At 71.9% G+C, this 12,648-nt stretch carries 10 protein-coding genes; 9 read left to right on the top strand and 1 reads right to left on the bottom strand.

The window, feature by feature from the left end:
• Window positions 1–40: 40 nt before the first annotated feature.
• A complete protein-coding gene (locus ACIQI7_RS33630) occupies window positions 41–1,693 on the bottom strand; it encodes a PucR family transcriptional regulator (protein ID WP_401117467.1) in 1,653 nt (550 codons plus the stop codon).
• Between the two features lie 253 nt (window positions 1,694–1,946).
• On the opposite strand from ACIQI7_RS33630, the gene ACIQI7_RS33625 reads away from it, so the two are divergent.
• From ACIQI7_RS33625 to ACIQI7_RS33585, 9 genes are all read left to right on the top strand, one after another.
• Complete coding sequence (locus tag ACIQI7_RS33625) at window positions 1,947–3,458, top strand: gamma-aminobutyraldehyde dehydrogenase (RefSeq protein ID WP_401117465.1); 1,512 nt, start codon at window positions 1,947–1,949, stop codon at window positions 3,456–3,458.
• A 58-nt stretch (window positions 3,459–3,516) separates the two neighbouring features.
• The gene (locus ACIQI7_RS33620) at window positions 3,517–4,767 is read left to right on the top strand and encodes a spermidine/putrescine ABC transporter substrate-binding protein (RefSeq protein WP_401117463.1); all 1,251 of its coding nucleotides are present in this window, start codon (window positions 3,517–3,519) and stop codon (window positions 4,765–4,767) included.
• A gap of 39 nt (window positions 4,768–4,806) precedes the next feature.
• Window positions 4,807–5,949, top strand: coding sequence for an ABC transporter ATP-binding protein (locus ACIQI7_RS33615; RefSeq protein WP_401117461.1), 1,143 nt, complete (start codon window positions 4,807–4,809; stop codon window positions 5,947–5,949).
• On the top strand, window positions 5,946–6,875 hold the full coding sequence (locus ACIQI7_RS33610; RefSeq protein WP_401117458.1) for an ABC transporter permease: 930 nt from the start codon (window positions 5,946–5,948) through the stop codon (window positions 6,873–6,875). The genes ACIQI7_RS33615 and ACIQI7_RS33610 overlap by 4 nt, the downstream gene beginning before the upstream one ends.
• Window positions 6,875–7,678, top strand: a complete 804-nt coding sequence (locus ACIQI7_RS33605) for an ABC transporter permease (RefSeq protein ID WP_401117456.1) — start codon at window positions 6,875–6,877, stop codon at window positions 7,676–7,678. The genes ACIQI7_RS33610 and ACIQI7_RS33605 overlap by 1 nt, the downstream gene beginning before the upstream one ends.
• A gap of 103 nt (window positions 7,679–7,781) precedes the next feature.
• The gene (locus ACIQI7_RS33600; protein ID WP_401117454.1) at window positions 7,782–9,176 is read left to right on the top strand and encodes an NAD(P)/FAD-dependent oxidoreductase; all 1,395 of its coding nucleotides are present in this window, start codon (window positions 7,782–7,784) and stop codon (window positions 9,174–9,176) included.
• Window positions 9,177–9,308: 132 nt separating this feature from the next.
• The gene (locus tag ACIQI7_RS33595) at window positions 9,309–9,740 is read left to right on the top strand and encodes a hypothetical protein (protein ID WP_401117452.1); all 432 of its coding nucleotides are present in this window, start codon (window positions 9,309–9,311) and stop codon (window positions 9,738–9,740) included.
• Window positions 9,741–9,813: 73 nt separating this feature from the next.
• Window positions 9,814–10,587 (top strand): hypothetical protein, encoded by a 774-nt coding sequence (locus ACIQI7_RS33590; protein ID WP_401117450.1) that lies wholly within the window; start codon window positions 9,814–9,816, stop codon window positions 10,585–10,587.
• A 227-nt stretch (window positions 10,588–10,814) separates the two neighbouring features.
• Window positions 10,815–12,338: a CoA-acylating methylmalonate-semialdehyde dehydrogenase gene (locus ACIQI7_RS33585; RefSeq protein WP_401117448.1), complete on the top strand. Its 1,524-nt coding sequence runs from the start codon at window positions 10,815–10,817 to the stop codon at window positions 12,336–12,338.
• Window positions 12,339–12,648: the final 310 nt, after the last annotated feature.

Raw genomic sequence — 12,648 nt, 5'->3', positions numbered from 1 at the left:
CGGGGGCGTCGAGGAGCGCCGGGGGCCGGACGCGGGGCGCTCAGCGCCGGACGGCGTCCAGGGCGAGCAGCGCCACGTGCAGGGAGAGGCAGGACTCCACCTGGTCGAGGTCGACGCCGAGGATCCGTTCGACCTTGTGCAGCCGGTCGTAGAAGGACGGCCGGGACAGGTGCGCGGCGTCCGCCGCGGCCGACTTGTTCCGGCCCTGCTCCAGGTAGATCCGCAGCATCTGCACCAACTGGCCGTTGTGCTCGGCGTCGTGGGCCAGCAGCGGGCCCAACTCCCGTTCCACGTACGTCTGCAGCCGGGCGTCGTCGCGCAGCAGGTGGAGCAGGCCGCGCAGCCGGACGTCCGGCAGGCGGTAGTAGGAGGAGCTGCGGCCGCCGGGCGCGTCGTGCAGGGCGGCGTCGGCGACCTGGGTGGCCTCCAGCAGGGTGCGCCGGGCGTCGCGCACCGAGCCGACCGAGGAGCCGACCGCGACCACCGGGCCCGCCGGGTCGCCGCCCTCCCGCCCGGGCTCGGCCGACATCCGGCGCAGCGCGGCCGACAGGGCGTCCAGCGCGGCGTGCTCGTCCTGCTGGGTGCCGAGCGCGATCAGCAGGCCGACGGCCTCGTCGTCCAGCGCCCCGACCAGGGCGGACAGCCGGCAGGCCCGGACGGCTCCGGCGGCCAGCTCGGTGAAGTCGCGCAGCCGGGCCTGGGCCTCCAGCGCGGCCGGGATCGGTCCGCGCCGCTGCCGCAGCACCACACCGACCAGTCGGCGGCCCTCCAGCGGAACGCCCAGGGCCTGGGCGCGCAGCGCGGCCTCGGAGACGGTCAGCGCGTGGGTGAGGATGCCGGACAGCAGGGTGCGGTGGGTCTGCCGCTCCAGGCTCTCCCGGTCGCGCACCACCAGCCGGTTGAGCGCCAGCGCGGAGGCGCCGCGTTCCAGCAGCATGGCGTGCGGGTGGGCCTCGCCCTCGGGCAGTGGGCCGGGCTCCTGCACCAGTACCAGACGGCCCCAGTCCTGGCCGCGGGCGCCGACGGTGGTGACCAGCCAGCCGCTGCGCGGGTCGTGGCCGGTGCGCCCGGCCGGGCGCACTCCGCGCGAGCGGCGCTCCCAGTCCTCCAGCACCTCGGCCTCCGGGCGTCCGGCGGTGTCGTGGGCGAGCACCTGGTGGGCCAGGTTCTCCAGGACGACCGGGGCGCCGGCCATCCGGGCCACCTGGCGGATCACCTCGGGCGCCTCCGCGCCCTCCACCACCAGCTCGTTGAAGACCTGGTGGACCGACTCGGAGACCCGCAGCTGCTCCAGCTGGGCGTTGACCACCAGTGCGTGCACGGCCTCGGTGACGGCGACGAAGCGCAGCTCGCGGCGGAGCGTGATCACGGGCAGTCCGCGCTGCTCGGCGGCGTGGACCAGGGCGCGGGGGAGCGAGTCGAAGTAGCGCCGTCCGAACTCGACGACGAGGCCGGCCACCCCGACCTCGTCCAGCTCGCGCACGTAGCGGGCCAGGGCCTCGCGGTCCTCCGGCAGCGCGATCCCGGTGGTCAGCACCAGCTCGCCGCCGCGGAGCATCCCGGCGACGTCGGGCAGTTCGCTGACGTGGACCCAGCGGACCGGCCGCTCCAGGTGGTCGGCACCGGCCACCACCTGGGGCAGGCCGCGGCGCATCACGTCCAGGTCGAGGACTCGGGCGACGGTGGGGAGCATCGCGGGCCTCCGGAGCCGGGGGGACCGGAGCGGGTGCTCCGGGGTGATCAGGGTGTCAGGTAAATCATCCATCGCCCGAACGACCTGTCGCCCTGCCCGCACCCTTGCACCCTGTAAGGCCCTTCGTGCCGAGACTGCCGGAGTGACCCTTGTCACCCCTGTCCCGCAGCGGGCAAGGTCAGCGGGACCGCAGACCCCCAACCGCGGACGCGTGACCCCGCAGCGGTCGAACCACGGCACTTGGAGGAACCAGATGGACCTGACCGACTTCGGCCCGGGCGCGCAGTACATCGCGGGCCGGCAGACCACGGGGAGCGGTGAACCCTTCCAGGTCGTCAACCCCGCCGACGGCAGCGTGGTCGAGCAGGTCGCGCTGGCCACCACCGGGGACGTGGACACCGCCGTCGCCGCCGCCAGGGCCGCCCTGCCCGGCTGGTCCTCGGCCACCCCCGGCGCGCGCTCGGAGGCGCTCACCCGGCTGGCCGCCGTCCTGGCCGGCGCCGCCGAGGACCTGGCCCGGGTGGAGACGGCGCAGACCGGCAAGCCGGTCAAGCTGGCCACCGAGTTCGACGTGCCCGGCACCGTCGACAACGCCGCGTTCTTCGCCGGCGCCGCCCGCAACCTGGAGGGCAAGGCGGCCGGCGAGTACTCCGGCGACCACACCTCGTACGTGCGGCGCGAGGCGGTCGGCGTGGTCGGCTCGATCTCGCCGTGGAACTACCCGCTGCAGATGGCCGCCTGGAAGATCCTCCCGGCGATCGCCGCGGGCAACACCATCGTGCTCAAGCCGGCCGAGCTGACCCCGCTGACCTCGCTGATGTTCGCCCGCGCCTGCACCGCCGCGGGAATCCCGGACGGCGTGGTCAACGTGGTCACCGGCGCCGGACACACCGCCGGCGAGCACCTGGTCGGGCACCCGGACGTCGCGATGGTCTCCTTCACCGGTTCCACCGGCGTCGGCAGGAGGGTCGCCGAGATCGCCACCGCGGGCGTCAAGCGCACCCACCTGGAGCTCGGCGGCAAGGCCCCGTTCGTGGTCTTCGACGACGCCGACCTGGACGCCGCCGTGCACGGCGCGGTCGCGGCCTCGCTGATCAACGGCGGCCAGGACTGCACCGCCGCCACCCGCGCCTACGTCCAGCGCCCGCTGTACGACGCCTTCGTGGCCGGGGTGGCCGAGCTGTACGCGGCGATCCGGATCGGCGACCCGCTGAACCCGCGCACCGACCTCGGACCGCTGGTCTCCCACGCCCACCGGGACCGGGTGGCCGGTTTCGTGGAGCGCGCCCGCTCGTACGCCACCGTGGTCACCGGCGGCCGGGCCCCGGAGAAGGGCCACGACGGCACCGACCTCACCCGCGGCGCGTACTACCGGCCCACCCTGATCACCGGCGCGGCCCAGGACAGCGAGGTCGTGCAGGGCGAGATCTTCGGCCCGGTGCTGGTCGTGCTGCCGTTCGACGGCGACGACGAGGGCCTGCGGCTGGCCAACGACACCCCGTACGGCCTGGCCGCCTCCGCCTGGACCGCCAACGTGCACCGCTCGCTGCGCGCCACCCGGGAGATCGCGGCCGGCTGCGTCTGGGTCAACGACCACATCCCGATCATCAGCGAGATGCCGCACGGCGGCTACAAGGCGTCCGGCTACGGCAAGGACATGTCCCAGTACTCGCTGGACGAGTACACCCAGGTGAAGCACGTCATGTTCGACACCACCGCGGTGGCCCGCAAGGACTGGCACCGCACCGTCTTCGGAGACAGATAACCCCCCCCGGCCCCAGCGGGTGCCCCCACACCCCATCTCCCCCCAGGAGGCCCGTTCCATGGCGTTCAACGAGCTCACCGACGGTCTGCCCGAACCGGTCCGAAGGGCCTGGGAACGCAGCCTGACCAGCGGCCGGGCCGCGCTCGGCCGCCGCACCCTGCTGCGCGCCGCCGCGCTGACCGCCGGAGCGGGCACCCTGGCCGCCTGCGGCATCCCGGCGGCCCCCCGGGCGACCGGGGACTCGACCGCGAACGCCGCCAAGGACCTCTCGGAGACGCAGAAGGAGGTCGACTTCTCCAACTGGCCGCTGTACGTGGACACGGACGAGAAGGACAAGGATCGGCACGGCACGCTGGACGCCTTCACCGAGGCCACCGGCATCAAGGTCAGGTACACCGAGGACGTCAACGACAACGTCGAGTTCTTCGGCAAGGTCAAGCCGCAGCTCGCCGCCGGCCAGGACACCGGCCGCGACCTGATGGTGCTCACCGACTGGATGGCCGCCCGGCTGATCCGGCTCGGCTGGGCGCAGAAGCTCAACCCGGCGAACGTCACCACCGCGATCACCAACATCGAGGCGCGCTTCCGCGCCCCGGACTGGGACCCGGGGCGGCTGTACTCCTACCCGTGGGCCGGCATCCAGACCGTCGTCGCGTACAACCGGAAGGCGACCAGGGGGAAGGAGGTCACCAGCGTCTCCCAGCTGCTGGACGACCCCGACCTCAAGGGCCGGGTCACCTTCCTCTCCGAGATGCGCGACAGCATCGGGATGGTCCTGCTGGACCAGGGCAAGGACACCGCGAGGTTCACCGCCGACGACTACGACGGCGCGGTCGCCCGGCTGCAGAAGGCCGTCGACAACAAGCAGATCCGCCGCTTCACCGGCAACGACTACGGCCAGGAGCTCTCCGCCGGGGACATCGCGGCCTGCATCGCCTGGGGCGGCGACCTGATCCAACTGCGGGCCGACAACCCGGACATCGAGTTCGTCATCCCGGAGAAGGGCTACATCGCCTCGACCGACAACATGCTGGTCCCGGCCAAGGCGCAGCACAAGGCCAACGCGGAGAAGCTGATCGACTTCTACTATCAGCCGAAGATCGCGGCGCAGCTGGTCGCGGGCATCGGCTTCGTCTCCGCCGTCACCGGGATGAAGGACGAGCTCGCCGGCATCGCCCCGGACACCGCGGCCAACCCGCTCGTCGTACCCACCCCCGAGATGGCGGTCCGGGCGCACGTGTTCCGCACGCTCTCCGAGAGCGAGGAGAGCGACTTCGAGCAGAAGTTCTCCAAGCTCATCGGCGCCTGACCCCACCCCCGGCAGAGAGACCCAGGAAGACACCACCCCATGACAGACCAGCAGCGCGACGCGGCCGTCGGCGGCGACGTCCGGCTCACCGGCATCGGCAAGACCTACGGCTCCTTCACCGCCGTCCACCCGCTCGACCTGACCGTCCCGCAGGGATCGTTCTTCGCCCTGCTCGGCGCCTCCGGCTGCGGCAAGACCACCACCCTGCGCATGATCGCCGGCCTGGAGGAGCCCACCACCGGCACCGTCCTGATCGGCGGCCAGGACGTCACCGCCCTGCCCCCGTACAAGCGGCCGGTGAACACCGTCTTCCAGAGCTACGCGCTCTTCCCGCACCTGGACATCTTCGAGAACGTCGCCTTCGGCCTGCGCCGGCGCGGCCGGAAGGACGTCAGGAAGCAGGTCGAGGAGATGCTGGAGCTGGTCGAACTCGGCCAGTACGCCCGGCGCAAGCCGCACCAGCTCTCCGGCGGCCAGCAGCAGCGCGTCGCGGTCGCCCGCGCGCTGATCAACCACCCGCAGGTGCTGCTCCTGGACGAGCCGCTCGGCGCGCTCGACCTCAAGCTCCGCCGCCAGATGCAGCTGGAGCTGAAGCGGATCCAGACCGAGGTCGGCATCACCTTCGTGCACGTCACCCACGACCAGGAGGAGGCCATGACCATGGCCGACACCATCGCGGTGATGAACGGCGGCCGGGTCGAGCAACTGGGCGCCCCCGCCGAGCTGTACGAGAACCCCGCCACCACCTTCGTGGCCAACTTCCTCGGCCAGTCCAACCTGCTGCCCGCCGAGGTCACCGGCACCGAGGGCGGCGACCTGCTGCTCAGCGCGGCCGGCGCCCGCCTCGCGGTGCCGAAGGCGCGCTGCGCCACCGACGCCAAGCGCGTCCACCTGGGCGTGCGCCCGGAGAAGATCACCATCACGCACGCCTCCGAGCAGGTCGCCGACGGCCGCAACCGGCTGGTCGGCACGGTGCTCGACTCCAGCTTCATCGGCGTCTCCACCCAGTACGTGGTGCGCACCGACGGCGGCCAGGAGGTCACCGTCTTCGAGCAGAACATGGAGCGCGACGCCCGGATCGTCCCCGGCGCCGCCGTCCAGCTGCACTGGAACCCGGCGCACTCCTTCGCCCTGGACGCCGCCCAGGCGATCGACGCGGGCACCGCGGAGGAGGCCGCATGACCGCCACCACCCCGGCCGCGCCGCCGCAAGTCGTCCCGCTGGAACCGGCGGAGCGCAGGCCGAGGCGCAGGCTCACCCCGTACTGGCTGCTGCTGCCCGGCCTCGCCTGGCTGGTCGTCTTCTTCGCCGTCCCGATGGTCTACCAGGCGTCGACCTCGCTGCAGACCGGTTCGCTCGAAGAGGGCTTCAAGGTCACCTGGCACGTCTCGACGTACTGGGACGCCCTGGTCGAGTACCGGTGGCACTTCCTGCGCTCGTTCTCCTACGCGGCCGTCGCCACCGTGCTCTGCCTGGCCGTCGGCTACCCGCTCGCGTACACGATCGCCTTCAAGGCGAGCAAGCGCTGGCGCAACGTCATCCTGATCCTGGTCATCGCGCCGTTCTTCACCAGCTTCCTGATCCGCACGCTGGCCTGGAAGACCATCCTGTCCGACGGCGGCCCGGTGGTCGGCGCGCTGAACGCGCTGCACCTCCTGGACGTCACCAACCTGCTCGGCCTCACCGACGGCGACCGGGTGCTGGCCACGCCGCTCGCGGTGGTCTGCGGCCTGACCTACAACTTCCTGCCGTTCATGATCCTTCCGCTGTACACCTCGCTGGAGCGGATCGACCCGCGCCTGCACGAGGCGGCCGGCGACCTCTACGCCCGGCCGTTCACCACCTTCCGCAAGGTGACCTTCCCGATCTCGCTGCCGGGCGTGGTCGCGGGCACCCTGCTGACCTTCATCCCGGCCTCCGGCGACTACATCAACGCCCAGCTGCTGGGCTCGCCGAGCGAGCAGATGGTCGGCAACGGCATCCAGAAGCAGTTCCTGAACGTGCTCGACTACCCCACGGCGGCCGCGCTGAGCTTCATCCTGATGGCCCTGATCCTGGGCATGGTGACGGTCTACATGCGCAAGGCCGGGACGGAGGATCTGGTCTGATGTCCCGGATGTCCAAGTGGATCCGCGCCCACCTGGTGGTGCTGGCCGGCCTGCTGGCCCTCGCCTACCTGGTGCTGCCCAACCTGGTCGTGCTCGCCTTCTCGTTCAACAAGCCGGTGGGCAAGTTCAACTACGAGTGGAACGAGTTCTCCACCGACGCCTGGACCGACCCCTGCGGCGTGGCCGACATGTGCGGGTCGCTCTCGCTCAGCCTGCAGATCGCGGTGCTCGCCACCATCGGCGCCACCGTGCTCGGCACCATGGTCGCCTTCGCGCTGGCCCGCTACCGCTTCCGCGGCCGCTCGGCCACCACGGCGATGATCTTCCTGCCGATGGCCATGCCCGAGGTGGTCATGGCGGCCTCGCTCGGGACGCTCTTCCTCAACATGCGCATCCCGTTCGGCTTCACCACCATCCTCATCGCGCACATCATGTTCTGCCTCAGCTTCGTGGTGACGGCGGTCAAGGCGCGCGTGATGAGCATGGACCCGAGGCTCGAACAGGCCGCCCAGGACCTCTACGCGACCCCCACCCAGACCTTCCTGAGGGTCACCCTGCCGCTGGCGGCGCCCGGCATCGCGGCGGGCGCGCTGCTCAGCTTCGCGCTCTCCTTCGACGACTTCATCATCACCCAGTTCAACTCGGGGCCGACCACGGTCACCTTCCCGATGTTCGTCTGGGGCGCCTCGCAGCGCGGCATCCCGGTGCAGGTGAACGTCATCGGCACCGCGATGTTCCTGGCCGCCGTCGCGCTGACCGTCGTCGGCCAGTGGCTGGGAAACCGCCGGAAGGCCACCGCCTGACGTACGGTCGGCAGCGGTCGGCAGTGGTCGACACGGCTGACAGCGGAATGGCAGCGGTGGCACGTAAGACCGTCATCTATTCGTAGAAAGTGGCTGATAATGCATGGACTCCGCCCGCGCGCTCAGTGACGCCAGGCCCACCCCCTTCTGGCTGGAGGACCCCGGCCGGCCGGCGGCGCTGCCCGCCCTGGTCGGCGACACCACCTGCGACCTGCTGGTCGTCGGCGGCGGCTACTCCGGTCTGTGGACCGCCCTCATCGCCAAGGAGCGCGACCCCTCGCTGGACGTCGTGCTGGTCGAGGGCAACGAGGTCGGGTGGGCCGCATCCGGGCGCAACGGCGGATTCTGCGCGGCCAGCCTCACCCACGGCTTCGGCAACGGCCTGGACCGCTGGCCGTCCGAACTCGCCCAGCTGGAACGCCTCGGTGCCGCCAACCTCGACGGCATCGAGGCCACCCTGAAGCGCTACGGCATCGACGCCGAGTGGGAGCGCACCGGCGAGATCGACGTCGCCACCCAGCCCCACCAGGTCGAGGAGCTCCACGAGATCGCCGAGGCGGTCGCCCGGTACGGCTTCGACATCACCGTCCTGGACGCCGACCAGCTGCGCGCCGAGGTGAACTCGCCGACCTTCCTCGGCGGCCTCTGGGACAAGGAGGGCGTGGCGATGGTCCACCCCGCCAAGCTCGCCTGGGGTCTCAAGGACGCCTGCCTGGGCCAGGGCGTGCGGATCTTCGAGCACACCCGGGCCACCGACCTGCGGGAGCACGGCAGCGGCATGGCCGTCCGCACCCCGTACGGCCGGGTCCTCGCCCGCAAGGTCGCGCTGGGCACCAACGTGTTCCCGTCGCTGCTCAAGCGGGTCCGCCCGTACATCGTCCCGGTGTACGACTACGCGCTGATGACCGAGCCGCTCGACGACGAGCAGCTCGCCTCGATCGGCTGGCGCGGGCGGCAAGGCCTCGGCGACAGCGCCAACAAGTTCCACTACTTCCGGCTCTCCGCCGACAACCGGATCCTCTGGGGCGGCTACGACGCGGTCTACCACTTCGGCGGCCACGTCCGGCACGAGTACGACCAGCGGCCGGAGACCTTCCGCACCCTGGCCAACCACTTCTTCCGCTGCTTCCCGCAGCTGGAGGGCCTGCGCTTCACCAACGCCTGGGGCGGCGCCATCGACACCTGCAGCCGGTTCTCGGCGTTCTTCGACACCGGCTACCGGGGCAAGGTCGCGTACGCCGTCGGCTACACCGGGCTCGGTGTCGGCGCGACCCGCTTCGGCGCCGAGGTGATGCTCGACCTCCTCGCCGGGGAGCGCACCGAGCGCACCTCGCTGGACATGGTGCGCAGCAAGCCGCTGCCGTTCCCGCCCGAGCCGGTCCGCTGGGCCGGGATCGAGCTCACCACCCGGTCGCTGGAGCGGGCGGACCGCACCGGCGGCCACCGCAACCTCTGGCTGCGCACCCTCGACCGGCTGGGGCTGGGCTTCGACAGCTGAAGCGCGAATCCCCCAGTCGGGTGCTCCTAGTCGTGTAATCGGGACCCGCCGTCCGCCTCTCCTTGGTGACGGCGGGTCTCGCACCTCCCGCCGTCTCCGAACAGTACGAACGGCGAGAAGCGGGGACACGACATGGAGACCACCGGACTGCACTGGCTCGCCCAGGTGGCACCGGACCCGGAATCCCTCCGGGAGCAGTGGGAGCGCACCGGGCTGGGCCTGATGCTGCTGCCGGCCGGCCGTCGCTGGGACGTCCTCTCCGTCCCCGGACGGCTCGGGCGCCCGGCCCTGGAGATCATGGACCCGTGCACCAGCGGCCCGGTCCTCACCGACGCCGCGGGCGAGTACGTCGGCTTCCTGGTGCCCGCCGGCACCGCCGCCCGCTGGATCGGCACCGGCGTGCGCGGTGCGGGGGAGGGCACCTGGGTCGTCGTCCCGCACCCCGAGCGGACCAGTCGGGGCGTGCGCTGGCTGGTCCCGCCCGACGGCTCCGGGCGACTCAACGACCCGGTGCTGCTGGAGCTCGTCCTGCACGAGGCGGCGGCGAGGCTCGGCGGCTGGTGAGCCCTGCGGCGTCCGGTGATCGGGGCCCGGTGGTGGCGGCGCGCGAAGCGGGCGGGCGCGTCAGACTGGAGGCGTGACCACCGTCCCGCACGCCGTCGACGCGTCCCTCCGCCCGGGCCCCGCCCAGCTGCGACTGGCCGCGCCGGCCGCACCCGTCTGCGACCGGTACGGCCTCGCGCTGGCCGGCGGGCACGCGCTGCGCGCCCACGGCGTCGCGGCCTGTCCGCAGGACGGGCTGACCCTGGTGACCGGCGGGGCCGACCTGCCGGAGGTGGCCGCCGCACTGGGCGAGGCGTACCGGGCGGCGGGCGGCGGGGTCGCCGAGCGGCCGGGGACACCGCGGCTGGAGCAGCTCGCCGTCCGGCTGGCGCTGGGCGGGCGGTCGCACACGGTGGAGCTGCGCAAGGAGCCGCTGGGCCACCGCCCGGTCCGGCTGGACCTCGGTGCGCCGGGACCGGACGAGCCGCCGGTGGTGCTGCCCGTGGTCGCCCTGGAGGACGCGGCCGCGCTGACCACCGCGCTGCTGGCGGACCGGGGCATGCCGCGTGACCTGATCGACGTGTACGCCCTCACCCGCTGCTACCGGGAAGGCGAACTGCTCGCCCTGGCAGGGGAGTTGGATCCGGACTTCCAGCCGGCCGCGCTGGCCGACCGGCTGGAGACGCTCGCCGAGGCGGCGGACGGCCGGTTCCGCGCCCGGGGCGTCCCCGCCGACGGGGTGGACGAGCGGAAGCGCTGGGCGCTGGCCTGGGCGCAGGACCTGCGGCTGGACCTGCTGGAGACCCAGGAGGCGGCGGACGGGCTGCACGACCCGTACCTGGAGGAGCCGGAGGACGGGGAGCCCTGACCCCCGACCGGGCGGAGGCCACCCGATCGGCCGACCGAGTGACCGGACGACCTGTAAGGCTGAATCCATGATCCCCGTCAGCCTGTTCGTTGAGCCGGGCCGAAGCGGCCACCAGACTGGGAGACGAGCGCGGTAGCCCCGTGATTCCCGTCGACCGGCCCACCGCGGGCGGCGCCAGACCGGACCGGTGGCAGGACGCCGCCCGGGACTTCGGAGGCAGACGGACCTTGAGCAAGCACATCATTCACTGGATCGGCGGCAAGCCGGTCGCCACCGCCGGTGCGGCCCCCCGTCGTGGCGAGATCTTCGACCCGGCCACCGGCCAGGTCTCCGGTCAGGTCGACTTCGCCGGGATCGCCGAGGTCGACCAGGCGGTGGCCGCCGCCGCCTCGGCCTTCACCGAGTGGCGCACCGCCTCGATCGCCAAGCGGACGACGGTGCTCTTCGCCTTCCGCGAGCTGCTGAACGCCCGCCGCGACGAGCTGGCCTCGATCATCGTGGCGGAGCACGGCAAGGTGCACTCCGACGCACTGGGCGAGATCGCCCGCGGCCTGGAGGTCGTGGAGTACGCCTGCGGCATCCCGCAGCTGATCAAGGGCGGTTTCACCGAGCAGGCCTCGACCGGCGTCGACGTCTACTCGATCCGCCAGCCGCTCGGCCCGGTCGCGATCATCTCGCCGTTCAACTTCCCGGCCATGGTGCCGATGTGGTTCTTCCCGATCGCCATCGCGGCCGGCAACACCGTCGTGGTGAAGCCCTCGGAGAAGGACCCGTCCGCCGCCAACTTCCTCGCCGAGCTGTGGAAGGAGGCCGGTCTGCCGGACGGCGTCTTCAACGTCGTGCACGGCGACAAGGTGGCCGTCGACCGCCTGCTGGAGCACCCGGACGTCAAATCCGTCAGCTTCGTCGGCTCCACCCCGATCGCCCGCTACGTCTACGAGACCGGCACCCGCTACGGCAAGCGCGTGCAGGCCCTGGGCGGCGCCAAGAACCACATGCTGGTCCTGCCCGACGCCGACCTCGACCTCGCGGCCGACGCCGCCGTCAACGCCGGCTTCGGCGCGGCCGGCGAGCGCTGCATGGCGGTGTCCGTGCTGGTCGCGGTCGACCCGATCGGTGACGAGCTGGTCGAGAAGATCAAGCAGCGGATCGCCACCCTGAAGGTCGGCCCGGGTTGCAACGGCGACTCCGAGATGGGCCCGCTGGTCACCGGCCAGCACCGCGACAAGGTCACCTCCTACGTGGAGTCCGGGGTCGCCGACGGCGCCGAGCTGGCCGTGGACGGCCGCAAGCACCCGGTCACCGCCGAGGACCGGAACGGCTCCCCGACGGCCGACGGCTTCTGGCTCGGCCCCACGCTGTTCGACCACGTGAAGCCCGGCATGTCCGTCTACAACGACGAGATCTTCGGCCCGGTGCTCTCGGTCGTGCGCGTCGACTCGTACGAGGAGGGCCTGGCGCTGATCAACGCCAACCCGTACGGCAACGGCACCGCGCTCTTCACCAATGACGGCGGCGCGGCCCGGCGCTTCCAGTTCGAGGTGGAGGTCGGCATGGTCGGCATCAACGTGCCGATCCCGGTCCCGGTCGCCTACTACTCCTTCGGCGGCTGGAAGGCCTCGCTGTTCGGAGACGCCCACGCGTACGGCCAGGACGGCGTGCAGTTCTTCACCCGGGGCAAGGCCGTCACCCAGCGCTGGCTGGACCCGTCGCACGGCGGCATCAACCTGGGCTTCCCCACCAACAGCTGAGCCGCACGGCTCCACCGGCCGGACCCCTCTCCCCGGGGTCCGGCCGGCCGTCTTTGCACGACGTTTGCATCCGCTCGCAGAAGCGCGTACAGTTCTTCGAGCTGCCCGGCAGGGAGCACCGGACACGCGTCTGCGCGGACGGTCCCGGGGCAGCCAATCCTCTGAAACACCACTTCTCGGTTCGTGCCGGTCGTTTCGCTTTTCCGCGTGACGGTCTGGTGCTTATTCGGCGTGCACGTTTAATTGGGTTGCGGCTGGATTCGCTTTTCGGAGCGGGGATCGGCTAGAGTTTGAAACGTCGGACGGGGCG

Origin of the sequence: Kitasatospora sp. NPDC092039, from assembly GCF_044756065.1 — a bacterium.
In the GTDB taxonomy this organism is placed as follows: domain Bacteria; phylum Actinomycetota; class Actinomycetes; order Streptomycetales; family Streptomycetaceae; genus Kitasatospora.
The sequence above is the reverse complement of the archived record's forward strand: the minus strand, read 5'-3'. Positions and strand labels throughout refer to the sequence as shown.